This is a genomic window from Streptomyces sp. LHD-70 (genome assembly GCF_031157275.1).
Classification (GTDB): domain Bacteria; phylum Actinomycetota; class Actinomycetes; order Streptomycetales; family Streptomycetaceae; genus Streptomyces.
In genome coordinates this window covers 14569-40883 of the sequence record NZ_JAVIFW010000011.1, presented here as the reverse complement: position 1 = coordinate 40883, position 26315 = coordinate 14569, and the positions used below count along the sequence as shown (strand labels likewise).

Genomic DNA, 26315 nt, shown 5'->3' with positions numbered 1-26315 from the left:
CCGCTCACCACTCCGCGAACGAGCCGTCGGAGTGCCGCCACACGGGGTTGCGCCAGCGGTGCCCCTCGGCGGCGCGCTCGGCGATGTACTCCTCGTCGACCTCGATGCCGAGACCGGGACCGGAGGGGATGGTGACCTGGCCGTCGCGGTAGGTGAACACCGCGGGATCCACCAGGTAGTCGAGCAGGTCGTTGCTGGTGTTGTAGTGGATGCCCAGGCTCTGTTCCTGGATCGTCGCGTTGTAGCAGCCGGCGTCGATCTGCAGGCAGGCGGCAAGCGCGATCGGGCCGAGCGGGCAGTGCAGGGCGAGGCCGACGTCGTACGCCTCGGCCATGTGCGCGATCTTGCGGGCCTCGGTGATGCCGCCGCAGTGCGACGGGTCGGGCTGGACGATGTCCACGGCCCCGGAGGCGAGCACCGACTTGAAGTCCCAACGGGAGTACAGCCGTTCGCCGAGTGCGATCGGGATCGGCGAGTTGCGCAGTACGTCGGCGAAGCCGTCGATGTGCTCGGAGAGCACCGGCTCCTCGACGAACATCAGCCGGTACGGCTCCAGTTCACGCAGCAGCACCTTCGCCATCGGCTTGTGCACCCGGCCGTGGAAGTCGACACCGATACCGACGTTCGGGCCCACCGCCTGCCGCACCGCGTCCACATTGGCGATGCACTGGTCCACCTTGTCCCAGGTGTCGAGGTACGACAGCTCCTCGGTCCCGTTCATCTTCACCGCGGAGAACCCGCGGTCCACCACCTCCCGCGCGGCCCGGGCCGTCTCCGCGGGACGGTCGCCGCCGATCCACGAGTACACCTTGATCCGGTCACGGACGCGCCCGCCGAGCAGCTCGTGCACCGGCACACCGAGCGCCTTGCCCTTGATGTCCCACAGGGCCTGGTCGATCCCGGCGAGCGCACTCATGTGGATGCCGCCACCGCGGTAGAACCCGCCCCGGTAGAGCACCGTCCACAGGTCCTCGACCTGCGAAGGGTCCTTCCCGATCAGGTAGTCGGAGAGCTCCTCCACCGTGGCGGCCACCGACGCGGCCCGGCCCTCCAGGACCGGCTCGCCCCACCCGGTGATGCCCGCATCGGTCTCGATCTTCAGGAAACACCAGCGCGGCGGCACCTGATACGTCGTCACTGACGTGATTCTCATGCGTTCCTCACTCCTGCAACGGGGCCGCCCGCGTCCCGGCCGACGGCCTCTTCCCAGATCCGGCAGAGCTCACGAGCCCGGGCACCGACCGCCTCGGCCGTGTCGCCCGGCCGGTAGAGACCGGAACCGAGCCCGACCCCCGCCACACCGGCAGCCGCCCACGCGGCCAGATTCGATACGTCGACCCCGCCGACCGGCACCAGACCGACATCCGGCGGAAGCACCGCCCGCCAGGCCCGCACCCCGCTGATGCCGACCGTCTCCGCCGGGAAGACCTTCAACCGACGGGCACCCGCGGCGATCGCGGCGAACGCCTCGGTGGGCGTGGCCACCCCCGGATACGGCGTCAGGCCCGCCGCCACCGCTGCGGAGATCACCGCACGGTCGCAGTTCGGTGCCACCACCATCCGCGCCCCGGCCGCCCGCGCCCGCTCCACGTCCTCCACGGTGAGCACGGTGCCCGCACCGATCGCACACCGCTCGCCCAGTGCGTCGGCGAGCAGACGCACACTCGTGAACGGGTCGGGCGAGTTGAGCGGCACCTCGATGGTGGTGACGCCGGCGTCGGCGAGCGCCCGGCCCACCCCTACGACCTCGGCGGGCGTGACGCCTCGCAGGATCGCGATCAGCCCTGTCATCGTCTCCGTGTCCCTTCCATACGTCCGTCGCTTACGTCGCTTACGTCGCTTACGTCGCTTACGTCGCGTGCATCGCGTGCATCGCGTACGTCGCCTTCGTCGCCTTCGTCGTCCTGACGGCCGAGCAGCCCAGCCCGGCCCGCGATGCGCCACAACCCGCGGGCGGTGACCTCCTCGCCGAGGACGGTGGCCCGCACCCCCCGGTTCGCGAGCGCCGTGGCATAGCGGCGGCACAGATCGGCCGCGCCGCACAGCACCACCTCGCCCGGCGTGCCCGAGCCGTCGGCGGGCAGCAGATGTGCCACCTCGTCGGCGATGAGCACGCCCGAGACGTAGTCCGGCAGCGAGGCCGGATCGAGCACGCCGTCGAGCACCAGCGGCCGCGCCCCGAACAGCTCCGCGGCAAGCCCTCGCGACCGGTCGGCGGCAAGACCCCGCGCGAACGCCGCGTCGTCCCGTACGGCGGAACCGGCCGTACGCGCGAGGATCCCGTGCCGGGTCAACAGGCCGTACACCTCACCCGACATCGCCGTGCTGAAGCCGGTCACCCGGCCGCGGTCGACGCGGACCCACTTGGTGTGCGTGCCCGGCAGCACCACCGTGAACGGCTCGTCGCGGTCGCCCAACTCGGCCAGCACACCGGCGAGTTGGCACTCCTCGCCGCGCATCACATCGCCCGGCGCCTCGCCCGGCGCCATGCCCGAGGCGACGCGCAGCCCCGGCACCACATGCAGCACGCCCGCGCGGTGCTCCACCGGTACGAGCGAGGCGAAGTCCACCGCGGTCGGCACGGTGCGGTACCCGCTGTCGACCCAGCCCTGCGCGCTGCCCACCATCCCGCACGCGACCACGGGCACCCGCGGGTACGAGGTGAGCCAGTCGCCGCACGCCTCCCGGAGAGCCTCTTCGTAGGCAGCCTCCCGTGCCTTCGGGTCGTGGGCGTCGATGCCCTCCGTGGTGGCGAGCAGTCCGCGCCCCGACCTGCGGGTGTCGATGATGCGACCGCCTGCGTCGAGCAGCCAGGCGCGCAGGCCGGAAGTCCCCCAGTCGAGCGCGACCAGGCCCGGTTCGGTGTCCGTCATGGGCGTCACTCTGCGAGGCCGTTCCCGATAATGCGAACGCCGTCCCTATATGTAGGATCGAGCCATGGCTGACACCCCGGCGCCCGGCACCCAGACACTCGCCCGCGGACTCGCGATCATCCGCGCGGTCGCCGACGGCGCCGACGACCTGCGCACCCTCGTCGAACGCACCGGCCTGGGCCGCAGCACCGCCCACCGGCTCACCCAACTCCTCGTCACCGAGGGCTACTTGCGCAGCGGGCGGGACGGTTACACCCTCGGCCCCACCCTCATTGAACTCGGCTTCCAGGCCCTGCACGGCAACCCGCTGCCCGTGGTGGCCAGACCCGTCCTCGAGGAACTCTCCGCGCAACTGCACGACACCCTGCACCTCGCCGTGCGCGACGGGGACTCGGTCCTCTACCTCGACAAACTCCCCGGCACCCGCGGAGCCGAGATGCGCTCCCGCATCGGCCACCGCATGCCGCTCACGCGCACCGGCGTCGGCATGGCCCTCCTCCTGGACTCCGAACCGCAGTGGCCCGCGCTCTACCAGGCGGAAGCCCCCACGGCACCCGACCAGGTCCACCCGCAGGACCTCGACGCCTTCCTGGCCCGCATGCGCGCGTACGCCGAGTCGGGCGTGGCGATGGACCTGGAGGACAACGAACCCGGCATCCGCTGCGTGGCCGCCCCCATCCGCGACGCCACCGGGGCCATCGCCGGCGCCATCAGCGTCTCCGCCACCCGTCCCTACATGCCCGCCGCCCGCATGCGCGGCCTGACCACCGTCATCGGCCGCGCCGCCCAACGCATCTCAGCAACCCTCGGCCACCGCGAACCCTGAACCGCCGCGGGCCGGTAGCTTTTGCCGTACGAGGCACTTCAAGACCGCAGACAGCAGGTGATCGTTTTGACCGGCGCACCCGAGGTCAAGTCCTGGCAGGAGATGCGGGACTGGCAGATCGGCCTCCTGGAACGGGGCAGCGGCGCGACCCTCGCGGAGTGGACGGAGCGCATCCGCGAACAGGCACCGGGATCGGAGCAGGAACTGCGTGACTGGCTGAGCGGCCAAGGCGTCCAGGGATACGCGCAAATGCTCCTGGTGCACGAGACCTTCGGCTACCCGGAGTTCCTCCTCCAGAGCGCGGACGAACTCATCGACGCCCAGTACGAGGACCGCCCCGGACTGCGCCCCGTCCTGGACGCCGTCCTGCTGCGGGCCGCCGAACTGGGCGAGGTGACCGTCCAGGTACGCAAGACATTCGTGGCCCTGGTCGGCCCCCGCCGAACCTTCGCCCGCGTACGGCCCACCACCCGCACCCGTCTCGACGTGGGTCTGCGGATCCCCAGCGCCGAGCCGGACGGACGACTGCTGACAGCGAAGGGCCTGGGCGACGGCATGGACGTACGCGTACCCCTCACCACCGTCGAAGAGGTGGACGAACCCTTCGCAGGTCTCTTGCGCCGGGCGTACGACGCGAACGCGCTGTGACGCCGGCGTCCTTCATGAACCCGAGCCGCCCGGCGCCTGCGAGGACCTCAGCAGGTCGTACGGCAGGTAGCCGGAGCTGACACCCAGCTCCCACCCGTGCACCTGGACCGCGAGCGCGGCCGGCGCGAGGGCGCCGAGCGGGAGCAACGAACGGGGAGCCGGGTCGGATCCCACGCTCTCGCGGTGCCGTACGAGCCGAGCCGCCAGGGCCTGCTCGAACGCCTGCTGATCGTCGTCCAGGAGCACGCGCAAGAGCTGCTGGTCCGGGGACAGGGGCCCGCTCGCGTCCAGTTGACCGGCCGCCGCCACGCGTTCCTCGGCGGTGGGCTCGCGCAGGGGCACACGGGGCCAGTCGCTGGGACGGTGGCCGGTGGCCGGGGCGAGGTACAGGCTCAGCGCGTCCATCTCTGCCAGCCCCGCGGGCTCCGACCGCGACTCCAGCTCGGAGTACGGCACTCCGCTCCGGATCTCGCCCGCGTACTCGTCCTGCAGCAGCGGACCGATCACCCGTCGCCATTCCAGGATCAGGCCGCTGACCAGGCACAGCGAGAAGGCCTCCACCCACGTCGCGGTCGTGGGCGCCTGACTCACCATGAGGTCACCGAACTCGACCTCGTCGTCATCCGTGCTGATCTCCTCCCCGAGGAGCGGCAGGCGGATCTCCTGGTCCCCGTCGGGGTAGCAACCGACGCTCAGGATCCCGAGAGCGCACTCCGCGGCGGTCTCCAGGACCCTCCGCCACGGCCCGGCCAGGCTCCCGTCGTCCTGGACGCTCGCGGCGACGTGGTCGAGGAGCTCGTCGCGCAGCACCGCGACGTTCCGCAGGGACGGGCTGCCGTACCGCAGGCCGTACCAGTGGTTGAGGGTCCGGTCCTTGATGCCGTCGAGCGCTCGGGCCATGAGCCGCTCGTCGACCTCGTGACGAGATACGTCCTGCACTGCCACCCCCGTGATCGTTTCAGTGGCACAGCACGCTATCAGCGGCCTCTGACACCCTCCGATCGACCTGGGACGGGTGACCTGACCATGGTTGAGCGAGCAAGGGCCCTCAGGTGGCGCCGTGGCGCGTCGAGTCCGGATCCGGGGCCGGCGGTGGGGTTCTGACGGTGCGGAACAGGGATTCCAGCAGGGCCAGGCCGGACGCCAGTCCGGTGAGGCGGCCCGCTCCCGGCTCGGAGGGTGCGCTCTCCCAGCCCGGCCCCGCCAGGAGCGCCAAGGGATGACTCCGCGCGCCCCGCATGCCCCACTCGAGCGCCAGCAGAGCGCGGACCACACCGACGTCGGCGGTGTGCCGGGACTGGGACCACAGCACCACGGCGCAGGGGCCGAGCCTGCGGACGGCCGACTGCAGTGCCTCGGCGGGGACGGCGGCGCCGAAGATGCGGGTGGGGAGCCCGCGCTCCACCAGTGCCGCCCAGAGTGCCTCGATCGGAAGGCTGTGCTGCTCGTCCGGCATGCAGGCCAGCAGGATCGGAGCGGCCTTGCCCCCGGGCACGGCGACGGTCGAGCGCAGCGTGGTGGAGACATGCCAGGACAGCAGATGCTCCACCTCCACGTACGACGCGTCGGCCGTGGCCCATTTGCGGCCGACGGCGTGCAAGGTGGGCGCGATGATCTGCTCCCAGGCCACCACGATCCCGTACGTATCGATGGCGGATCGCAACTGGGCCTGTACCGCGGAGGAGTCGAGGCGGACGGCGGCGCGTGCCAGTCCTCGGCTCTCGGGCCAGACCTGCCCCAGAGGCAGATCGCGGAAGCCGCCGGTGCCGCGAGGCCGCGACCGGCCCGGGGACGCGGCACCCTTCGAGGGGCGGGTCCCCGACAACGCGAGACGGGCCGCTTCCGAGGGGGCGACCCCGCGCGCGGTGAGGCGGCACATGTCCTCGAGCCTGGCCACGTCCGTGGGGGACCAGCGGCGGTGCCGCCCCTGGTCGCGGTGGCTGGGGCCGATGCCGTAACGGCGTTCCCACGTACGCAGCGTGGTCGGCGCGACTCCGAGTCTGCGGGCGAGCGCCCCGGTGGTCAGGTGGGCTTCCGGTGCGTCGGTCCCGGCGGCGGGCTCCGCGGCGGGACGGCGAACCTCGCGCCGAGGTGTCACAGCAACCCCGAGGCCAGAACCTCGCGCGCCGCCCGCGCCCCCGACGCCAGGGCCCCCTGGACCGAACCGGTCGCGCGGTGGTCGCCGCACACATACAGCCGGGCCCCGATCCTGGTGGGGCGCGACAGCGGCCAGGGCGGGACCATGGCGGGCAGGGCGCCGCGGATCGTGTAGTGGGCGATCTCCTCCCAGCCGGACGTGTCGGTCTCGTAGGCGTCGGCGAGCGCCTCGCGCAGTGCCGGGCTCCCCTCGGAGGTGTGCGCGCCGAGCACCGACGCGGAGACCAGCGCCTGACCCCGCGGCGCGTAGCCGGGAACGACCTGGCTCGGCACACAGGTGTTGAGGAACCTGCGCCGCGAGTCAAGCAGCAACGTGGGCTCCTTCAGGGGAGAGCGGGGCGCCGCGTAGTAGTACGTGGTGACGGTGCGCGTCGGCGGCACCGTCAGCTGCGGCACCAGGCGCGACGCGGTCTCCGCGTCGGTGGCCACCACGACCGCGGACGTGTCCAGCTCCTGGCCGTCGGCCAACAGTACGCCCCCGGTGGTGAGTTGAGCGACCGGGCTCTCGAACCGCACGGTGCCCGGCGGGAGTCGGGTGGCCAGATACGCGGGAACGGCGCCGATCCCACCCGCCGGCAGCGTGACCGTACCGCGCAGGAAGCTCCGCCAGACCATGTGGAACACCCGGCTCGACGTCTCAAGCCGGTCGTCGAGGAACACTCCGGCCAGGAACGGGTGCAGAAATTCCTCAAGGACGTCGCCCTTGATGCCGCTGCGGCCCAGTTCATCGCTCGTCGTGCGTTCGGCACGCCCCTTGAGCGCACGGGCAGGGGCGAGTGCCGCAAGCAGGGACTGCGCCGCGAGTCCGGCACCGTCCCGTACGGAGTGCCGACCCCGACGTGCGAAGAGGGCGATGTCGCGAGGCCGCCGGGTGGGATCGCTGTAGCGGAGCCGGCCCTGCGGGGTGTGCGTCAGGACGGACGGCGTGAAGGGGCTCAGGCGCAGGTCTCGGAGCTCTGCCCGGCGCCTCAGCTGCGGGTAGGCGGTGTTCAGGACCTGGAATCCGCGGTCGAGCAGGAAGCCGTCGCTCGTGTCCGTGCGCATCCGCCCGCCCACGGCGTCGGACGCCTCCAGAACGCGTACGTGCTGTCCTGCCGCCGAGAGATCGCGGGCGCAGGCAAGCCCGGCCAGCCCCGCACCGACGACGATCACGTCGCTCCGGGCTCGTTCGCATGTCACGGTGACTCCTCAGTTCCGCAGCGGTCTCGCCACTCCCGTCGAGGGAAGTGCGTCGTCCATTCCCGCCCCGGGAAGTACGTCGTCCATTCCCCCCCCGGGAGGTGCGTCGTCTATTCGTGATCCGGGGGACCTCCGGATGCGCCGCCGCGTCGGATGGCGTGTTCTATGGCGTGCCACAGCCGTTCCGGGGGCGGCTGAGGAATGTCGGCGGGCGTGCTCGACCTGGCGGCTTCCACGATCCGTACCAGCGCTGCCAGGTGCTTCGAGCAGGCGGCGCAGCGTGACAGGTGACGGTGATCGGCTGCGCGCGGCGACTCGCCAAGGGCGACGGCGATCAGTGCGTCCGCCTCGATGTGCGTCACCTCCGCCTCCCTTCCCCGCCACGCTCACCTGCGGGATCACGCGTCGCTCGGCGGCGACGTCCTCCTGGGACTGTTCGGCGGCAGACCCGCTCCCGGTTGCGCCGCCTCGGCGAAACGACTCACAAACGATGCACATTGTGCGTCGCTATCACTCTGGCCGAACCTTGCGGCGGACGCGATCCCGCGTCGCCGGTGGCCATCGCCGGGCCCCGGTGGACCCGTCCGAGGAGCGTGCAGGATGACCTCGTCACGACTGCTGAACCAAGGCCGTGGCGCAGCCGCAGCCAAGGCCACGGGCATGGGCACGGCAACGTCCACGGGCACGGGCACTTCCACAGGCACGGTCACGGGCACCGGCCACGCCACCTCCGCCTCCGCCCCCGCCGAGGACGCACGGATCCGGCGCGAGCAGGCGATCGCGGCTTCGTTCCGTGCGGGCGACGAAGAAGCGTTCAGGCAGCTGTACGAGCAGTGGGCCGGGCTCGTGCACACGATCGCGCGGCGCACGCTCGGCGACTCGTTCGAGGCGGAGGACGTCGCGCAGCAAGTGTTCATCGCCGCCTGGCGGAACCGCCGCGGCTATCGGCCGGTCCGGGGGACCGCGGGCTCGTGGCTGGTCGGCATCGCCCGGCACAAGATCGCGGACGCGCTGACCGCGCGGACCCGCCGGGCACGGCTCGCCGCCTCGGTGGAATCGGAGCTCGAAGCCCGATCCCCGACGCGCGACGGTCATCTGGCCCAGCAGGCCGTGGACCGGGTCGCCGTCCAGCACGAACTGGAACAGCTTCCTCCCGCGCAGCGGGCCGTCCTCCGCCTCGCCTTCTACTCGGACCTCCCGCAGACCCAGATCGCCGCGTGCCTGGGCATGCCGCTCGGAACGGTCAAGAGCCACGCACGACGGGGCATGCACACCCTGAAGCGGCGCCTGGAGAGCAGCGACCCCTGACCGTCGCACCGCCAGGTGCCATCGACCGGACCGCCGCATGAGCACCCTGGACTCCCCGGACGCTCACCGGACTCACGGCTTCCCTCCAGGCGCATCCGAACCACACGTACCGGCGGAACAAGAGGTGTGGCAGATGGGCAGAGGGCCTGACCCCCATCCCAGCCGAGGCACCCCGCCGAGGCACCCAGCCGAGGCATCAGGCCGACAGGCCGAGGCCGGCTCCGTGAACGCCCCGGAGACTCGGCCCCGGAGACTCGGCGCCCGGGCCCCGCGCCCTCGATCGAGGAGGAACGAGCCATGAAAACCTCAACACTTCGACGCTCAGCCGTCTGCGCGAGCCTGCTCGCCCTGCCCCTGGCTCTCGGAGCCGCACCGTCCGCGCTGGCCGCAGCACCGGCAGAGCCGTTCGGGCCGGCCTGTTCGTCGCTGCCGACCTCGGGCGAGGGCAGTGCCGAGGGGATGTCGGACGACCCGGTGGCCACGGCGGCTTCCAACAACCCCGAGCTGTCGACGCTCGTCAGCGCCGTCAAGAAGGCCGGGCTCGTCGACACGCTGAACAACGCCAAGAACGTCACGGTGTTCGCGCCGACCAACGACGCGTTCGCGAAGGTTCCCAAGGCCGACCTCGACAAGCTCCTGGCCGACAAGGAACAGCTGACCAAGGTGCTGACCTACCACGTGGTGGGCGAGAAGGTCTCCAAGGACAAGCTCGCCGACGGCACGTACAAGACGCTGGAGGGCGGCGAGCTGACCACGGCCGGCTCCGGCGACTCGTACAAGGTCAACGACAGCGCCTCCGTCGTCTGCGGCGACGTGGCGACCCAGAACGCCACCGTCCACGTCATCGACACCGTCCTGATGCCCAAGGCGTGAGCGGCGGTCCTGAACCGGTGACGTCCGCAGACTCGCACCGAGCTGGTGCGGCTCCTGTCCGGCCGCATCAGCTCGGCGCGCTCCCGCGTACGAGCGCTCCCGTATACGACGGCGTATACGACGGCGCTCCCGCTCCTCAGTCGCGCCCGCGCGCCCGCTTGAAGCGGGCCAGTCCGTCGGCGAGGTCGATCAGCGGTTCCGGGTAACCGACCTGGGAGCGCTCGTCGTTCGGGAGCTTCCACGGTTCGTGCACCCAGCGGTCCGGCACCTCGCGCAGCTCGGGCACCCATCGGCGTACGTACGAGCCCTGCGGGTCGAAGCGCTTGCCCTGGACCACGGGGTTGAGGACCCGGTGCGGGCGGGTGTCGGTGCCGGTCCCGGCGACCCACTGCCAGTTGAGCTGGTTGTTGGCGATGTCACCGTCCACCAGCAGATCCAGGAAGTGCCGCGCCCCGACCCGCCAGTCCACGTACAGCGTCTTCGTCAGGAAGCTCGCGACCAGCAGGCGGGCGCGGTTGTGCATCCAGCCCTCGTGCCGCAGCTGGCGCATCCCCGCGTCCACGACCGGGTAGCCGGTACGCCCTTCACGCCAGGCGGCGATGTCCTCCGCCGCCTCGTCCTCGCTCCGCCAACGGTCGTCCCTGTCACGGTAGTCGGCAGTCGACGCGTCGGGGCGTGCCGCAAGGACCTGGTGGTGGAAGTCGCGCCAGCACAACTGCCGTACGAACGCGTCCGCCCCGGGACCTCCGTGGTCCCGGGCCCGTGTGACGAGCTCCACCGGCGAGACCGCCCCGAAGTGCAGATACGGCGACAGCCGGGAGGTGGCGTCCCCGGCCAGGTCGTCGTGCTGCTCCTCGTACCGGCCGAGGTCCCCGCCGGACCACCACCGGGAGCAGTGCTCACGACCGGCCGTCTCCCCGCCCTCCGCCAGACCGGGTGAGGTGCCCTCGACGTCCGCGGCCGCCGGTGGTGCGAGACCCTCCACCGCGTCCGGCACAGGCACCACGCGCGGGGTCGGCAGCGGCTTGCGCAGCGGCACTTGCGACCAGCGGCGGAAGTAGGGAGTGAACACGGCGTAGTGATCGGAACCGGAACCGGACGGCGTCACAACTCCGGGCGCCACGGCGGTCGTCACGGTGTCGTGCACGTGCAGGGCCACGCCCCGCTCGTCGAGCGCCTCACGCAGTCGGCGCTCACGCCGGTGCGCGTACGCCGTGACGTCCGCTGCCATGTGCACCTCCACGGCCCGGCACTCCGAGGCGACCGCGCACACTTCCCGGACGACCGGCCCCGCCCGCACCACCAGCCGGCCACCACGGCCGCGCAACGCGGCGTCGAGGTCGGTCAGGCAATCGGCCAGGAACGCCTGCCGGTTGGGCGAGTCGAAGCCCACGGCGTGCACACCGGGGTCCTGCACGAACAGCGGGACCACCTCGTCCGCCGCGCGCAGGGCGGCGCGCAGCGGGGGATGGTCGTGCAGGCGAAGGTCGGAGGTGAACAGGACGACCGCGACGGTCATTTCGGAACTCCTGGTGCGGAAGTGCGGTGGTGATGTGGTGCGGTGGTGATGTGGCGCCCTGGCGCTAGTGGTTCGGGGGCGCTGTGGTGCGGGGGGGTGCGACGGCCTGTGGGCCGGTCACTGCCGGACTCTTCGCCGGCGGACGGCCCGTCGGATGCGCCCGAGCGGTGAATCCGGCGGCCGCTTGCCGTTGGCGGCGGTCTCGGTGATGTTGCGCGCCATGCCGCCGAACACGGCGTTGTGGAACGGATAGACGGACCACCAGTACGCGTGCCCGAGGAGCCCCCGCGGATGGAACAGCGCGCGCTGCCCGAACCGGGTACGCCCCTCGTCGTCCTCCTCGACGTACATCTCCAGCCAGGCCAGACCCGGCAGCCGCATCTCCGCCCGCAGCCGCAGCAGCCGTACGGGCTCGATCTCCTCGACCCGCCAGAAGTCGAGCGAGTCGCCGACCCGCAGGCGCTCGGCGTCGCGTCGCCCGCGGCGCAGGCCGACCCCGCCGACGAACCGGTCCAGCCAGCCGCGGACCGCCCAGGCGAGCGGGAAGGAGTACCAGCCGTTGTCGCCGCCGATTCCCTCGATCACCTTCCACAGCGCTTCGCGGGAGGCGTCGACCGGCAGGTGCCGCTCGTCCTCGTAGAGGCTGCCGCCGGCCCAGTTCGGGTCCGTGGGCAGCGGATCGCTGGGCGCCCCCGGGACGGCGGCCGACGACCAGCGGGTGGCGACCTGCGCCTCGCGGACCCGCCGTACGGCCAGGGCCAGCGCCTCGTCGAACGACAGCGGCCGGCCGGGGAGATCCGGTACGTAGCGGGCGATGTCGTGCTCACGGCACACGACCTCGTGGCGCAGGGACTCCGTGAGCGGGCGGGCGAGCTTGGTCGGGACGGGGGTGACCAGGCCGACCCAGAGGCTGGACAACCTGGGGGTGAGGACCGGAACCGGGACGATGACGCGCCGCGGGAGCCCCGCGACACGGGCGAATCGGCGCATCATCTCCCGGTACGTGAGGATGTCCGGCCCGCCGATGTCGAACGCCCGGTCCACGTCCCCGGGCATGCGGGCAGAGCCGACCAGATAGCGGAGCACGTCCCGTACCCCGATGGGCTGCGTCCGGGTGTGGACCCAGCTCGGCGTGACCATGACGGGAAGCCGTTCGGTGAGATACCTCAGCATCTCGAAGGAGGCCGACCCCGATCCCATGACGACGGCGGCGCGCAGCACCGTGGCGGGCACGGGTGAGTCCAGGAAGATGCGCCCCACTTCGGCACGGGAGCGAAGGTGCGGGGACAGGGACCGTTCGGGTACGCCGTGCGGCGTGAGTCCGCCCAGATAGACGATCCGGCCCACACCGGCCGTCTGCGCCTGCTCGGCGAAGATCTGTGCCGCGCGGCGGTCGGTGTCCTCGAAGTCCGAGCCCGCCCCGAGGGCGTGCACGAGGTAGTACGCGACGTCGACGCCCTCCATCGCGGCGGCGACCGACCGGGCGTCCGTGACATCGCCGCGTACGGTCTCGACCTCTTCCGACCAGGGATGGTCGCGCAGCTTCTGGGGGGTGCGGGCCAGGCACCGGACGCTGTGCCCGGCCGCAAGGAGTTCCGGCACCAGACGGCCGCCGATGTACCCGGATGCCCCCGTCACCAGGCAGCGCAGCGGCTGCTCCGCCCCTTGTCGTCCCTCATGTCGCTCGTCCTGCGGGCTCACGCTCACGGCTCCTTCCTGCGGACGTGTCCACTGTTGGATTCGCCTGTACGGCGATCACGGTTGCAGGAGCATCACCGAACCGGTCGCGACGGCGCGCCCGGCGGCCGTGACGAGGAAACGCGCGCCCCCGGACTCGGAATCCACCTCGATCGCGGCCCCGCGCGACGGCACCGGCCCCCGCAGGTCGACGGAGAGCCCGACCACCGCATCGGCCGTCCGCCCCGCGTGCAGCAGCGTCGCCTGGCGGCCTGCCTCCAGGACGGCGGCGGCGGGCAGGAAGTCCGGCCGGCCGGGCAGGAGCACCGGATGGCCCGGATCGCGGGGGAGGAGCACAAGGCGCCCTTGCGGGGCCCGCGCCACCATGACGTCCGTGTCGGCGGCGGCACCCACCGCCGCGGCCGGGGGATGGAGCAGGCGCGCCAGGCTCCCCTCGTCCGAGCGGAACTCCCAGGTGCGGCTCGCACCGGCCAGGAGCATGGTGCAGGACGCGAACGGCACACCGCGGTGGGCGAACTCGGCTGTCACCCGGTACGAGGTGGGTCCGTACGAGCAGGTGGAGAGGTCGCTCAGCAGCAGCCGGGCCTCGACAGCGGTGGCACTGTCCCCCTCCTGCGGCTGTACCTCCGGTCGCAGACCGGCACTCACACTGACCGGTTCGAGTGCGGCGACCGCCGCTTCGCGGAGGTGACGGCGTTCGATGGCCCTGGCGAGCTGGCGGGTCGACTCGACCATGATCAGGGGATGCGGCACAGCCGGAAGCCGACGCTCGTTGAGGGGATGCAGCCGAGGCCACTGGCAGTGCCCCGTGAAGCTGTGGCTGCTGTTCCGTCCGAGCGAGACGACCAGCATCGACGCCATCGTGTCCAGGCCGATCTCCGACCAGGTGACGGAGCCGTCGTTCTCGGCGGCCCGGGCCGCCGTGCCGGGCTGGGCGGGGCCGGGGGAATCTCGGCCGACCGGCTGTTCGCTCCTCATGACACCGTCCCTGCCCACCGTCCATGCTGACGCGCCTCCCACCGCGAGGTGCGGCAGTCGTTCCCGTCTCTCCATGATGTTCCGCAGAGCGGGTCTTCGCGGATGCAAGCCGGTGCCGGCAAGCGTGCACGTCCCGAGGCGGCCCCGCCTCGACGCGAGGCGGGGCCGCTCCGGCGTACGGATGCGTCAGCTGTCGGCGTCCCTGCGGGACAGGGCACTCGGCCACCACGCCCTGGGGCCGATGTCGATCACCAGCGCGGGGACCAGCAGGGAGCGGACGACGAGCGTGTCCAGGAGGACGCCGAAGGCCACGATGAAGGCGATCTGTACGAGGAACGCCAGCGGGATCACCATCAGGGCGGCGAACGTCGCGGCGAGCACCACGCCCGCCGACGTGATCACTCCGCCGGTCGTGGTGAGCCCGCGCAGCACGCCCTGCCGGGTTCCGTGCACGAGGGCCTCTTCCCGTACGCGGGACATCAGGAAGATGTTGTAGTCGACCCCCAGCGCGACCAGGAACACGAATCCGTACAGGGGCACCGACGCGTCCGTACCGCTGAATCCGAGCAGGTCGAAGACGAGCGTCGACACACCGAGCGCCGCCAGGAAGTTGAGCGCGACGGTCGCGACCAGCAGAACGGGCACGAGCAGGGAGCGCAGCAGGAGGACGAGGATCAGCAGGATGATGCCGAGCACGATCGGAATGATCAGAGCCCGGTCCTCCGCGGCCGTCTGCTGGGTGTCGACCTGCTGGGCCGTGTAGCCGCCGACCAGCGCGTCCGCCCCGGACACCGCGTGGACCTCGTCGCGCAGCCGCTCGACGGTCTCCTTGGCCGCGTCGCTGTCGGCGGCGGCGTTCAGGGTGGCGTCGATGCGCACGCGCCCGTCGACGACGAGGGGCTCGCCCCCACCCGGTCGCCCCGAAGCGGCGAGCGGGGCCGCGGAGGCCACACCCTCGGTCTGCTCCGCCGCGTCCCTCACCTGTCCCGCACGGTCGGCGTCCGCGATGATGACCGCCGGGTTCCCGGAGCCGCCGGGGAAGTGCTGGGCCAGCGTCTCCTGGGCGGCGACGGACGGCGCGTCGTTGACGAAGATCTCGTCGAGCGGCACCCCCTTCGCCGAGAGCGACGGCGAGAAGGCCGCGAACACACCGAGCGCCACGGCGGTCGCCACCCACACCAGCCGCGGCCGACGGTCCACCGTCGCGGCGATACGCCGCCACACACCGTGCCCCTCGACCGAGGCGTCGGCCTCCTTGGGCCGGGAAGGCCAGTACGCGGCGCGGCCGAGGAGTGCGAGGACGGCAGGGAGGAAGGTCAGTGCGGAGAGCACGGCGCAGACGATGCCGATGGCGCCGACAGGGCCGAGGGCGCGGTTGTTCGTGAGATCGCTGGCCAGCAGGGCCAACAGGCCGAGGGCCACCGTGCCCGCGCTCGCGGTGATCGCGCCGAAGGACCTCCGCACGGCCGCCGCCGCGGCCCCGGCCGCGGTGTCGCTCGTCGCGAGCTCCTCGCGGAACCGGGCGGCCAGGAGCAGGGCGTAGTCGGTCGCAGCGCCGATGACGAGGATGGAGAGGATGCCCTGCACCTGGCCGTCGACCCGCACCACATCGCGCTCCGCCAGCGCGTACACGACCGCGCAGGCGAGCCCCAGGGCGAAGACCGAGCCCAGGATGATCACGAGAGGCAGCAGGACACTCCGGTACACGAGCAGGAGGATCAGCAGCACGGCGCCGAGGGCGACGCCCAGGAGCAGCCCGTCGATACCCCCGAAGGCGTCCGACAGATCGGCCTGACTGGCCGCAGGACCCGCGAGCTGAGCCGTGGTCCCCGGCACCCGCTCCGCGGCCTGGCCCACCTCGCCCAGGACGGTCGGCAGCTCCTCGCCGAGGTCGGGCTGGAGCTGCACGACGGCCTGCATGGCCTCCGCGTCGTCGGAGAGCAGGGCGGGGGAGGGGCGGCCGACCACGCCCTCCTCGCCCGCCAGCTCCGCCATGGCATCGGTGGCCGCCTTCCGCTGCTCGCCCGTGACGCGCTTCCCGTCCGCTGTCCACACCACGATGGCGGGCAGGGTCTCGGACTGGTCGAACGCCTCGCGTGCCTCGAGCACCCGGGTGGACTCGGCACTCCGCGGCAGGAAGGCCGCCTGGTCGTTGGTCGCGACTTCACCCAACTTGCCCGCGTAGGGACCGAGCATGCCGCCGACCCCCAACCAGACGAGGAGCAGGACGAGGGGTACGAGCCACCTGGCCCAGCGCGGTGCGGTTCTCATGGTGTTCCTCAGCTGAACGTCGAAATAAGTCTGAGATCAAGTATCTCAATGATTGAGTAATCTTATGCTGGGGGCATGAGTGGTTCTGGCAGCCCCCCGTCACCTCTTCCTGATGACAGCCCCGTCGGGTTGCAGTCCTTCGCGGTTCTGCTGCGCCGCATGAACGGAGAGTTCAACCGCATCGCCCAGGAGTTCGCGCACGCCCAAGGCCTGCATCTGACCGACGTACAGGCCCTGATCGCGATCCTGGACGCCAGGGAGGACGGGACGGCCGACCCCATGACCCCGGGGCGCCTGCGCAAGCAGCTCAACCTGACGTCCGGAGCGGTGACGGCATGCCTCGACCGCCTGGAGAAGGCGGGACACATCCACCGCGTCCGGGCGGCCGACGACCGCCGCGTCGTGCACCTGCACTACGCCGAGGCCGCGAAGGGCGTCGCGAGGGACTACTTCCGGCCGCTGGCCCACGGCACCGAGGCCGCCCGAGGACGCTTCACCGTCGAGGAACTCGAGGTGGTGGCGCGGTTCCTCGCCGAGATGAACCGGGAGCTCGAACTCCTGAGGTGAAGACCGGGAGCGTGCAGACCGGGAGCTCGAAACCCTGACCTGAAGCACGGCTGAGGCGACGGGACGGGCCTCCCGCGGAGCGTTCCGTCCCGGCCGCTCTTGCACATCACTTGCAACAGGGCTCTATCATCAACCGCCAGCCCCCGAAGGCCGAGAGCGGAGCCTGCCGATGCATGTACCCGACGGATTCATCAACGCGCCTGTCTCCGCGGTCACCGGAGTCGTCGCGGCCGGCGCCGTCGCCGTGTCCCTGCGCGGCGCGCGCAGGGAGCTCGACGAGCGCACCGCGCCGCTCGCCGGCCTGGTGGCGGCGTTCGTCTTCGCCGTCCAGATGCTGAACTTCCCGGTCGCCGCGGGCACCAGCGGCCATCTCCTGGGCGGCGCACTCGCGGCGATCCTCGTCGGCCCGTACACAGGAGTGCTCTGCATATCGGTCGTGCTGCTCATGCAGGGCGTCCTCTTCGCCGACGGCGGCCTCACCGCGCTCGGCGTGAACATCACGAACATGGGCGTCGTCACCGTCCTCGTCGCCTACGCGCTCTTCCGCGGCCTGGTCAAGGTGCTGCCGAAGAAGCGCCGTTCGGTGACCGTCGCCTCCTTCCTCGCCGCGCTCGTCTCCGTGCCCGCGGCCGCCGCCGCCTTCACCGGCATGTACGCGCTCGGCGGCACCACCTACGTCCCCGTCGACACGGTCCTCACGGCCATGGTCGGCGTGCACACGCTGATCGGCCTCGGCGAGGCCGCCATCACCGCCGCCACCGTCGGCGCCGTCATCGCCGTACGCCCCGACCTGGTGTACGGCGCCCGCGGCCTGACCGCGCCGCTGAAGCTGCGGGTCGGCGACGAGCTCGTGGACGCCGCCCCGGCCACCGCCCGGGAACCGGTCCGGTCCCCGCGCAAGGTGTGGATCACCGGACTCGTCGCCTCCGTCGTCCTCGCGGGCTTCGTCAGCTTCTACGCCTCCGCGAGCCCCGACGGCCTGGAGAAGGTCGCCGCCGACAAGGGCATGGACAAGGAGGCCGAGGAGCACGCGACGGCGAACTCCCCGCTCGCCGACTACGGAGTCGAGGACATCGCCGACGGGCGCCTCTCCGGCGGCCTCGCCGGAGTGATCGGCGTGGGCGTCACGGTGGCCGCCGGCACCGGGGTCTTCTGGGCGGTGCGCCGCCGCAACACCCCTGCCCACACGGCCGCTTCGACGCGATCCGAGGAGACCGCCTGAGATGGGCGCCGGTCACGCCCACCGGCTCTACCGGCGAGGAGACTCGCCGGTGCACGCGCTGCCGCCGCACTGCAAACTCGCCGCCGTGCTCTGCTTCGTGGTCGTCGTGGTCGCCACACCCCGCGAGGCCATGTGGGCCTTCGGCCTGTACGCCGCGCTGCTCGCGACGGTCGCCCACGCGGCCCGCGTACCGGCCGGGTTCCTGCTGAAGCGGCTGCTCATCGAGGTGCCGTTCGTGGCGTTCGCCGTGCTGCTCCCGTTCGTCGCACGCGGCGAACAGGTCGACGTCCTCGGCCTGTCGCTCAGCGCCGACGGCCTCTGGGGCGCCTGGAACGTACTCGCCAAGGGCACCCTCGGAGTCGCCGCCTCCGTCCTGCTCGCCGCCACCACCGAACTGCGCGAACTGCTGCTCGGCCTGCAACGCCTGAAGCTGCCGCCGCTGCTCGTCCAGATCGCGTCCTTCATGATCCGGTACGGGGACGTGATCACCGACGAGATGCGGCGGATGCGGATCGCCCGCGAGTCCCGCGGATACGAGGCCCGCGGCGTACGTCAGTGGGGCGTCCTCGCCAAGTCGGCGGGCGCGCTCTTCATCCGCTCCTACGAGCGTGGCGAGCGCGTCCACCTGGCGATGGTCAGCCGGGGCTACGCCGGGTCCATGCCCGTCATCGACGAGGTGACGGCCTCGCGCGCGCAGTGGTCGTACGCCCTGACGCTCCCGCTGTCCGCCCTGGCGGTCTGTCTGTTGGGATGGTTCCTGTGACTCCACCCGTTCCCGCTCCCGAGGCGGCTCCTGCCGCGGCCCCCTCGCTGGAGGTCTCCGGCCTCGCGTATGCCTACCCCGACGGGCACCAGGCCCTGTTCGGCGTCGACTTCCGGATCGGCCGCGGCGAGCGGGTCGCCCTGCTCGGGCCCAACGGGGCCGGGAAGACCACACTCGTCCTGCATCTCAACGGCATTCTGACGGCGGGCGCCGGTTCGGTCGCCGTCGCCGGACTCCCGGTCGGGAAGCGGCACTTGTCCGAGGTGCGGCGCCGGGTCGGCATCGTCTTCCAGGATCCGGACGACCAGCTCTTCATGCCGACGGTGCGTGAGGACGTGGCGTTCGGCCCCGCGGCGGCGGGCCTGCGTGGCGCCGAGCTCGAATCCTGCGTACGCACGGCACTTGAGCGGGTCGGCATGGAGGAGTACGCGGACCGGCCCCCGCATCACCTGTCGTTCGGGCAGCGCCGCCGCGTCGCCGTCGCGACCGTCCTCGCCATGGAGCCGGAGATCCTGGTCCTGGACGAGCCGTCGTCCAACCTCGACCCGGCCTCCCGCCGTGAACTGGCCGACGTCCTGCGGTCGTTGGACGTCACGGTCCTGATGGTCACGCACGACCTGCCGTACGCCCTGGAGCTGTGCCCCCGCTCCCTGGTGCTGAGCGAGGGCGCCATCGCGGCGGACGGGCCGACCGGGGACATCCTGGCCGACGAGGACCTGATGCGGGCCCACCGCCTGGAACTGCCCTTCGGCTTCGACCCGCGGACGGTGGCGGCGGGGGGATAGCGCCTGCCGGACTGGTTCACCGCGAGGCGGTGACGCCGACCGGCGGTCTTCACCCGAGCGGCTCGCTCGGGTGAAGACCCGGTGCGCGGCGGGGGAGGGGCGGCCGCACGGTGTCAGGCCTTCGCGTTGACCGCCGTCGCGTCCCCGCCCGTCGCCCGCCGGTACCTCTCCGTGATCGCCGCGACGGGATCCCCGCCGACCCTGCCGCGCATGCTCCGGTCCATCTCCCGGTTCGCGCGCAGCACGTCGCCCGTGGGCCCGACCCGCGCCGCCTCGTAGCGGGCGAGCGCTGCGGCCACACCGCCCCCGGCCACCACACCGCCCCCCGCTGCCAGTTCCGCCGCCAGTTCCGTCGCGAGGGCCCGGGCGTCCACGATCGCCTGGGAGGCGCCGTTGGCGCCCGTCGGATACAGCGGGTGCGCGGCGTCGCCGAGCAGCGTCGTACGCCCCCGGCCCCAACGCGGCAGCGGGTCCCGGTCCACCATGGGGTACGCGAAGAGGGCCCCGCTGCCGGTGATCAGCGCGTGGATGTCCAGGCCGAGCGGGCCGAAGTCCCAGCCCTCCAGGTGGCGCAGTACGTCGGCGGCGCTTCCCTCGCGGTTCCACCCCGCGTTCTCGGCCAGCGGTCCCGGCTCCGCCTCCGGCGCCGCGCACACCCAGTTGAGCAGCGGGCGCCGCGCCGAGATCGGGTACACGACCAGTTGGACGTTCCGCCCGCCGCTCGCGATGACCGAGGTCCGGCCCGTCAGGAACGGCGCCGTCTCCGTGACGCCCCGCCACATCCGTGCGCCCGACCAGCACATCGGACCCTCGTCCGGGTGCAGAGCCGCCCGCACCCTCGACCTGGCCCCGTCCGCGCCGACCAGCGCCCGAGCCTCGATCAGCGCGGTCGCCCCGGTCGCCCGGTCGGTCACCGTGACCCGTACCGCACCCCGTTCCTCGGCGAAGGACTCCAGACACGTGCCCGTGCGGACCGCGTCCGGGCCGAGCCGCTCCCGTACCGCGTCGAGCAGCAGAAGCTGCAACTCGCCCCGGTGGATGGCGTACTGCGGCCATCGGTACCCGGCCGCCGTCCCGACCGCCTCGGCAAACCGGCGGCCGCCGCGTTCGTCGGCGTAGACCTGCTCGGCGGTGGGGACGCCGGTCGCGGCGAGCGTGTCCCCGAGGCCGAGCCGGGTCAGTTCGCGCACCGCGTGCGGCTGGAGGCTGATGCCCACTCCGAGGGGAGTGATCCGCCGGACCCGCTCGACGACGGTCACCCTGACGCCTTCCGCGTGCAGGGCGAGCGCGGCCGTCAGTCCGCCGATGCCGGCTCCGGCGATCAGGACACCGGTCTCCTCGGCGCTGCTGCGTTCGTTGGTTGCCATGGATTCACTGTCGATCAGCAGGAGTCCAGAAGTCCAAGTAGTACTTCTTCGCCCAACTATGCTTGTCAGTTATGGAGTTGAGGCAGCTCGAATATCTGGTGGCCGTCGTCGAGGAGGCCAGTTTCACCAGGGCCGCGGCCCGGCTCCATGTCACCCAGCCGGGAGTGAGCTCCCAGATACGCCAGCTGGAGCGCGAGCTCGGCCAGCCGCTCCTGGACCGCTCCGGCCGCACGGTCCGCCCCACCGAGGTCGGGGCCACCGTGCTGGAGTACGCGCGGTCCGCGCTCGCCTCGGTGGCGGGTGCCCGACTCGCGGTGGACGAGTACACCGGACTGCTGCGCGGCCATGTCGCGGTCGGCACGGTCACGCTGGCGCCCGCGCTCGATCTGCCCGGGCTCCTCGCCTCCTTCCACCGCCGCCACCCGGCCGTGGACCTCAGCCTCAGGGAGTCCGGCTCGGACGAACTGGCCGCGGCCGTCACCGCCGGCCGGCTCGACGCGGCCGTGCTCGCCCCGGCCCGTACGCCCCCGCCCGGCGTCGAGTTGCAGATCATCGCCGACGAACCGCTGGTGGCCGCCGTGAGCCGGGACGACCCGTACGCACGGTCCGGGCGGGACCGGCTCATGCTCACGGAGCTGGCCGACCGCACACTCATCACGTTCACCCACACCACCGGCACCCGGGGAGTCATCGACGCCGCCTGCGCCGCCGCCGGTTTCCGGCCGCGCATCGCCTTCGAGGCGAGCGACCCCGGCGTACTGGCACGGCTCGCGGCGCACGGCATGGGCACGGCGATCCTGCCGGAGCCGATCGCCCGCGACCACCCGGAAGAGCTGCATGTCCTGTCCCTCGACCCCGCCGTGCGCGGCCGACTCGCCCTGGCATGGCGCTCGGCAGAGACCGAGAGCCCAGCGGCCCGGGCCTTCCTGTCCCATGCCCGCACGGCCCTGACGACTACGGCCCTGACGACTACGGCCTTGACGGCTGCAGCCCTGACGACCAGGGCCATGACGACCACGGTCTCCGAGTGAATTCCGTATCTGTCAGTCCCGGTGCGGCCGGATCAACAGGGCGTCCCCGACGGGTCGTTCACCGGCGGCGTCGGACGGGTCGGTGATCAGTTCTCCGTTCACGACCATCGCGGTCGAGCCGCCCCCGTCCAGGTTGACCGCGTCGCGCAGCCCGAGCGACCGGGCGACGGCCGCGCTCTCGGGGATGCTGAGCCCGAGCGCGTCCGTGTCGCGCCCGTCGGCGGTGATCAGTACGGTCCGCCCGGCGGCATCGGTCCCGGCCAGGGTGCGTGGATTCCGCTTGTGCATCCAGCCGTAGTAGAAGCTCGGGTTGTCCGCGTGCACCATGCCGTCGGCGGCCGGTGTGACGTGCGGGCGTCCGTCGCGGACCAGCTCGGGCCCGCCGTTGACGACACTCGTCGACGGCGACGCGGCCAGCACCCGGCCTCGCTCGTCCCGCAGCCCCTCCTCGACGCGCAGGCGCTCGCCGACCCGGGCCAGCCGGGCGAGCCGGTCCGCCTGCTCGCCGGTGGCCTGCACCGAACTGCCGCCGTCCGGGAGCACCCCGCCCCGCGCCGACCGGAGTTCCACCACCCGCCCCCGCGCGTCGAGCACGGCCTCCACGCCCTCGCCCGCGGGCGTACGAGGGCCGAAGTCGGCGGTGAACGCGACGAGTTCGTCGGGGTCCTGGCAGGTCACATCGTGCAGCGGCCGCCCGGTGGGGGTGTCGTCCGCCGTGCCGCCGCAGTTCCGCACCAGCCCCGGCACGCGGTTGACGCCGTCGAGGGGGAGGGCCGCGTCACGGCCGACGACCCTGCCCGACCAGACCGTACGGACGACCCGGCTCCGGCCGCCCGCATCCGTCATCAGAACGGGACGCCCGCCCACGGGCTCACTCAACGTACGGCCGCGATACACCCCCGTTCCGGCCGGATCCCCGGGTGCGCCGGAGCGCGGGTCGAGGACGAAGAACCCGCCGTTCACCGCCGCCAACGCCCCGCCCGCGTCCGCGAGTTCACTGGTCCGCTCACGCCGCTCCAGGTCCGTTCCGTACGACGCGTCGAGGCTGCCGCGGAACCGGCGCGGGTCGACCGTGAGCACATCGACCCGCCACGGGCCGCGGTCCTGGGCATCGCCGTCCCAGCCGGTGTAGAGCGCCGAGCCGGCGTAGCCCGCGCCGGTGAGGCGGGACCGCTCGGCGTCGGCGCCGGAGCGTGCCGCGAAGGTCCCCACGCGCACACGCCAGCCGAGCGTGCCGCCCCGGTAGTCGGCGACGGCCGGCGTGACCACCCGTTCGGCCCGGGCCTCGAAGCCGTCCCGGCGCAGCCTCCCGACCAGCTCGTCGGCGCTCGCCCGGTCCTTCAGGGCGGTCGGCGGGGCATCGGGGTCCGGTGACGTCTCCCCGCCCGGGATGGACACCTCCACCGTCCACGGCAACGCCGGTGCCTCGGCGCCGCGCACGATACGGGTGAGCGTCACGCCGGGCTGCAGCGTCGTCGTGGTCCGTGTCTCGGACAGTCCGGGCGCGCCCAGCGGCAGCTCCCGCTCCGGCTCCGCGCGCGGACCGGCGGCCGCGGGCGCCTGCAGTACCCCCGCCACCGCGACCAAGGACAACACCACACCCGCGCCGAGCAGTTGGACCTTCACACGCACCCCTGACCACGAGTCCTGACCACGAACTGGAAACGGATGACCACGAACGGGAACGGTGCGGGTGGTCGAGACCACTCGTCAAGACGTGTGCGGAAGGCGGTGCGCGGTACCGACACACAGCACCTCGCCACACACCGTGGCGGGCCCACCCCGTAGAGCGCGGACTGCGGCGCAAACAAGCGGACTGCGGCGCAAGCAAGCGGACTGCGGCGCAAACAAAAAGGGCCCGAACGAAACGGGCCCGAACAAAACAGTCCCCGGAGTCCTCACCGTTGCCATCTACCTCAGTCGTCGCTGAGGCTCCGGTAGCGAGGGGCTTCGGGGGCCTGGCCAGAGCCTTCAGAATCTCTTGCCGACAGACGTCTCTATCGGACGGTGCGATTCCTCGGTTTTCTGGTGTGTTAACCAGTGTCCTCCGCGTACCTCTCATGTCAAGAGAAATCCTGATAATTCGTAGCGACCTACGACCCGCTCCGCGCACCCGGATCCGACGATGCCGACGGGTGCACCGACCGCCGAGTCCGTGACCCGGGCCCGGCCTCACCTCCGGGGGCGGTTCATCTCGCTGAGCGCTGCGGCGAGTTGCTCCGCGGTGAGGGGCTCCGTGGGCAGCTCGTGGGCCCCCTCGGCGCGCAGCCCGTCGACCAGGAGGGCGAGCGGCCGCCGCCACGAGCCGGGTACGGCGGCCTCCAGTGCGGGCGCCGTCCGGCCGAGTGCGGCGAGGCTGAGCAGCAGATCCTCGGTGACCGCATCCGCGCGTACGAGGCCCTGGCGGCGGCAGCGTTCCAGCAGGCCGCCGAAGGTCTCCGCGTTGTGGACGTGCAGCTTCTCCAGGGTCGGCACACCCTGGATGCCGGTCGTCATCAGGTCGTTGGCGCCCCGGTCGGCGGCGAGGACCGTGAACACCCGGTCCAGATAGCCGTTCAGGCCCGCCCAGGGGTCCTCGGCCTGCCGCGCCTCCTCGCAGGCCTCGATCACGGCGCTGAGCGTCGCATGGAAGACGGCCTCGATCAGGGCCGCCCGGTCGGGGAAGCGGCGGTAGAGGGTGGCGTTGCCGACTCCGGCCCGGCGGGCGATCACATCGAGCGGCGCCTCGACGCCCTGCTCGGCATACACCTCCCGGGCGGCGGCGAGGACCAGCTCACGGTTGCGCTGCGCGTCCCTTCTCACGTACCGCACCGTACAGGATCTGTGGAGCACTCCCCAGTTCCTGTTAGGGTCCCCGGGAAGAGGAAGCGGGGAATAGTCCCCACTTTAAGGGAGCTCGCCATGCCCGCACAGCCCATGCCCGCACAGCCCATGCCCGCACAGCCCACGCCCGGACAGTCCACGCCCGCGCAGCCCACCGAAGAACTTGCCGCCTGGACCGAAGATTTCGCCGTCGACCCCTACTCGGCCCTCCGGGCCCTGCGGGAGCGGGGGCCCGTCCACTACGTCCGCTTCCCCACCGGGGACACCGCCTGGATGATCCTCGGCCACGAGGAGGCCCGTGCCGCCCTCGCGGACACGCGACTGCGCCACGACGTCCGCCACTCCGCCGAGTACGACAGCGACGGGCTGTACTCCATCGGCCGCAACATGCTGCAGACCGACCCGCCCGACCACACCCGGCTGCGTTCCCTCGTCGCCCGCGAGTTCACCGCGCGCCGCATCAAGGCGCTGCGGGCACGCATCCAGGAAGCGGCGGACCAACTCCTCGACGCCATGGGCCCGTTGGGCCGCGCCGACCTCATCGACACCTTCGCCTTCCCCCTGCCGCTCACCGTCATCTGCGAACTGCTCGGCGTCCCCGGCGTCGACCGCGACCGCTTCCGCGCCTGGACCGCGAAGATCCTCACCATCGGCGAACCGGAGGCCTCGGGCCTGGCGGCCCAGGAGATGACGGTCTACCTGGCCGGCCTGATCGAGGAGAAGCGGCGCTCCGCAGAAGACGCGGAGGTCGGGGAGGTCGGGGAGGCCGCGGACGCCCCGGAGAGCGACCTGCTGCACGCCCTCGTCCGCGCCCACGACGAGGACGGCGACCGCCTCACCGACGAGGAACTCCTCGGCATGGCCTTCCTGCTGCTCGTCGCCGGACACGAGACGACCGTCAACCTCATCGCCAACGCCGTCCATCTGCTGCTCACCCACCCCGACCAGCTCGCCGCCCTGCGCGCCGACGGCGACCTCCTGGAGAACGCGCTGGAGGAGGCACTGCGCTTTGAACCGCCCACCCCGGCCGGCACGTACCGCTACACCGCCGAGCCCGTCACCATCGCCGGCACCCCCATCCCGCAGGGCGCGCGCGTGGTCATCTCCCTCGCCTCCGCCAACCGCGACCCGGAACGCTTCCCCGACCCGGAACGCTTCGACATCCACCGGAACCCGACCCTGACCCGCTCCCATCTCGCCTTCGGCCACGGCATCCACCACTGCCTCGGCGCACCCCTGGCCCGCCTCGAAGCGAACCTCGCCCTGCGCGCCCTCCTCGACCGCTTCCCGGACCTGGCCATCGACGGCGACCCCACCCCCGACTGGCGCCCCAGCCTCCTCCGCGGCCTGAACCGCCTGCCGCTGCGCTGGTGACGCGAGCACGCGAGCATGTTGGGGCGGTTCGGGGGAGCCGGTGACGCCGTAGA

At 72.2% G+C, this 26315-nt stretch carries 24 protein-coding genes; 10 read left to right on the top strand and 14 right to left on the bottom strand.

Going from position 1 to position 26315, the window contains the following annotated elements:
- Positions 1-4: 4 nt before the first annotated feature.
- Genes dgoD through RCO28_RS22205 form a run of 3 tightly spaced genes read right to left on the bottom strand, consistent with a single transcriptional unit; the run spans position 5 to position 2873 of the window.
- Entirely contained in the window at positions 5-1153 is a 1149-nt protein-coding gene (gene dgoD, locus RCO28_RS22215) for a galactonate dehydratase (protein ID WP_308942960.1), read from the bottom strand.
- Complete coding sequence (locus tag RCO28_RS22210; protein ID WP_308942959.1) at positions 1150-1791, bottom strand: 2-dehydro-3-deoxy-6-phosphogalactonate aldolase; 642 nt, start codon at positions 1789-1791, stop codon at positions 1150-1152. The genes dgoD and RCO28_RS22210 overlap by 4 nt, the downstream gene beginning before the upstream one ends.
- Positions 1788-2873, bottom strand: coding sequence for a 2-dehydro-3-deoxygalactonokinase (locus tag RCO28_RS22205; RefSeq protein WP_308942958.1), 1086 nt, complete (start codon positions 2871-2873; stop codon positions 1788-1790). The genes RCO28_RS22210 and RCO28_RS22205 overlap by 4 nt, the downstream gene beginning before the upstream one ends.
- A gap of 64 nt (positions 2874-2937) precedes the next feature.
- On the opposite strand from RCO28_RS22205, the gene RCO28_RS22200 reads away from it, so the two are divergent.
- Together RCO28_RS22200 and RCO28_RS22195 are read left to right on the top strand one after the other, a co-directional pair.
- Positions 2938-3699 carry an IclR family transcriptional regulator gene (locus tag RCO28_RS22200; RefSeq protein WP_308942957.1) on the top strand — a complete coding sequence of 254 codons (762 nt, stop codon included), beginning with the start codon at positions 2938-2940 and terminating at the stop codon, positions 3697-3699.
- A 66-nt stretch (positions 3700-3765) separates the two neighbouring features.
- A complete protein-coding gene (locus RCO28_RS22195; protein WP_308942956.1) occupies positions 3766-4347 on the top strand; it encodes a DUF5655 domain-containing protein in 582 nt (193 codons plus the stop codon).
- Positions 4348-4359: 12 nt separating this feature from the next.
- Here RCO28_RS22195 and RCO28_RS22190 read toward each other — a convergent pair whose 3' ends face one another.
- From RCO28_RS22190 to RCO28_RS22175, 4 genes are all read right to left on the bottom strand, one after another.
- Entirely contained in the window at positions 4360-5292 is a 933-nt protein-coding gene (locus RCO28_RS22190; protein WP_308942955.1) for an immunity 49 family protein, read from the bottom strand.
- A 103-nt stretch (positions 5293-5395) separates the two neighbouring features.
- On the bottom strand, positions 5396-6445 hold the full coding sequence (locus RCO28_RS22185) for a MerR family transcriptional regulator (protein WP_374991217.1): 1050 nt from the start codon (positions 6443-6445) through the stop codon (positions 5396-5398).
- Positions 6442-7683: an NAD(P)/FAD-dependent oxidoreductase gene (locus tag RCO28_RS22180; protein WP_308942954.1), complete on the bottom strand. Its 1242-nt coding sequence runs from the start codon at positions 7681-7683 to the stop codon at positions 6442-6444. Before RCO28_RS22180 ends, RCO28_RS22185 begins: the two co-directional genes overlap by 4 nt.
- 110 nt (positions 7684-7793) lie before the next feature.
- Complete coding sequence (locus RCO28_RS22175; RefSeq protein WP_308942953.1) at positions 7794-8045, bottom strand: hypothetical protein; 252 nt, start codon at positions 8043-8045, stop codon at positions 7794-7796.
- 238 nt (positions 8046-8283) lie between these two features.
- On the opposite strand from RCO28_RS22175, the gene RCO28_RS22170 reads away from it, so the two are divergent.
- Both RCO28_RS22170 and RCO28_RS22165 read left to right on the top strand, forming a co-directional pair.
- The gene (locus RCO28_RS22170) at positions 8284-8991 is read left to right on the top strand and encodes a sigma-70 family RNA polymerase sigma factor (protein ID WP_308942952.1); all 708 of its coding nucleotides are present in this window, start codon (positions 8284-8286) and stop codon (positions 8989-8991) included.
- A gap of 297 nt (positions 8992-9288) precedes the next feature.
- Complete coding sequence (locus RCO28_RS22165; protein WP_308942951.1) at positions 9289-9864, top strand: fasciclin domain-containing protein; 576 nt, start codon at positions 9289-9291, stop codon at positions 9862-9864.
- A gap of 136 nt (positions 9865-10000) precedes the next feature.
- Here the strand turns inward: RCO28_RS22165 and RCO28_RS22160 are convergent, their stop codons facing one another.
- The 4 genes from RCO28_RS22160 to RCO28_RS22145 all read right to left on the bottom strand — a co-directional run bounded on the left by RCO28_RS22160 (position 10001) and on the right by RCO28_RS22145 (position 16330).
- A complete protein-coding gene (locus tag RCO28_RS22160) occupies positions 10001-11383 on the bottom strand; it encodes a deoxyribodipyrimidine photo-lyase (protein WP_308942950.1) in 1383 nt (460 codons plus the stop codon).
- Positions 11384-11500: 117 nt separating this feature from the next.
- On the bottom strand, positions 11501-13084 hold the full coding sequence (locus RCO28_RS22155) for an SDR family oxidoreductase (RefSeq protein WP_308942949.1): 1584 nt from the start codon (positions 13082-13084) through the stop codon (positions 11501-11503).
- 54 nt (positions 13085-13138) lie between these two features.
- Positions 13139-14059, bottom strand: coding sequence for a hypothetical protein (locus RCO28_RS22150; protein ID WP_308942948.1), 921 nt, complete (start codon positions 14057-14059; stop codon positions 13139-13141).
- A 186-nt stretch (positions 14060-14245) separates the two neighbouring features.
- Positions 14246-16330, bottom strand: a complete 2085-nt coding sequence (locus RCO28_RS22145) for an MMPL family transporter (protein WP_308942947.1) — start codon at positions 16328-16330, stop codon at positions 14246-14248.
- A 75-nt stretch (positions 16331-16405) separates the two neighbouring features.
- Here RCO28_RS22145 and RCO28_RS22140 point away from each other — a divergent pair, with 75 nt between their 5' ends.
- The 4 genes from RCO28_RS22140 to RCO28_RS22125 all read left to right on the top strand — a co-directional run bounded on the left by RCO28_RS22140 (position 16406) and on the right by RCO28_RS22125 (position 19667).
- A complete protein-coding gene (locus RCO28_RS22140; protein WP_308942946.1) occupies positions 16406-16897 on the top strand; it encodes a MarR family transcriptional regulator in 492 nt (163 codons plus the stop codon).
- Between the two features lie 169 nt (positions 16898-17066).
- Positions 17067-18119, top strand: a complete 1053-nt coding sequence (locus RCO28_RS22135) for an energy-coupling factor ABC transporter permease (RefSeq protein WP_308942945.1) — start codon at positions 17067-17069, stop codon at positions 18117-18119.
- Between the two features lies 1 nt (position 18120).
- A complete protein-coding gene (gene cbiQ, locus RCO28_RS22130; RefSeq protein WP_308942944.1) occupies positions 18121-18882 on the top strand; it encodes a cobalt ECF transporter T component CbiQ in 762 nt (253 codons plus the stop codon).
- A complete protein-coding gene (locus RCO28_RS22125; RefSeq protein ID WP_374991216.1) occupies positions 18870-19667 on the top strand; it encodes an energy-coupling factor ABC transporter ATP-binding protein in 798 nt (265 codons plus the stop codon). Before cbiQ ends, RCO28_RS22125 begins: the two co-directional genes overlap by 13 nt.
- Before the next feature lie 113 nt (positions 19668-19780).
- Here RCO28_RS22125 and RCO28_RS22120 read toward each other — a convergent pair whose 3' ends face one another.
- Positions 19781-21034, bottom strand: a complete 1254-nt coding sequence (locus RCO28_RS22120) for an FAD-dependent monooxygenase (protein ID WP_308942942.1) — start codon at positions 21032-21034, stop codon at positions 19781-19783.
- A 71-nt stretch (positions 21035-21105) separates the two neighbouring features.
- Here RCO28_RS22120 and RCO28_RS22115 point away from each other — a divergent pair, with 71 nt between their 5' ends.
- Positions 21106-22065: a LysR substrate-binding domain-containing protein gene (locus RCO28_RS22115; RefSeq protein ID WP_308942941.1), complete on the top strand. Its 960-nt coding sequence runs from the start codon at positions 21106-21108 to the stop codon at positions 22063-22065.
- A 12-nt stretch (positions 22066-22077) separates the two neighbouring features.
- Here RCO28_RS22115 and RCO28_RS22110 read toward each other — a convergent pair whose 3' ends face one another.
- Complete coding sequence (locus tag RCO28_RS22110; RefSeq protein ID WP_308942940.1) at positions 22078-23691, bottom strand: phosphodiester glycosidase family protein; 1614 nt, start codon at positions 23689-23691, stop codon at positions 22078-22080.
- A 546-nt stretch (positions 23692-24237) separates the two neighbouring features.
- Positions 24238-24867 (bottom strand): helix-turn-helix domain-containing protein, encoded by a 630-nt coding sequence (locus RCO28_RS22105; protein WP_308942939.1) that lies wholly within the window; start codon positions 24865-24867, stop codon positions 24238-24240.
- Positions 24868-24966: 99 nt separating this feature from the next.
- Between RCO28_RS22105 and RCO28_RS22100 the strand changes: the two genes are divergently transcribed.
- Complete coding sequence (locus tag RCO28_RS22100; RefSeq protein WP_308942938.1) at positions 24967-26262, top strand: cytochrome P450; 1296 nt, start codon at positions 24967-24969, stop codon at positions 26260-26262.
- The last annotated feature ends 53 nt before the right edge of the window (positions 26263-26315 follow it).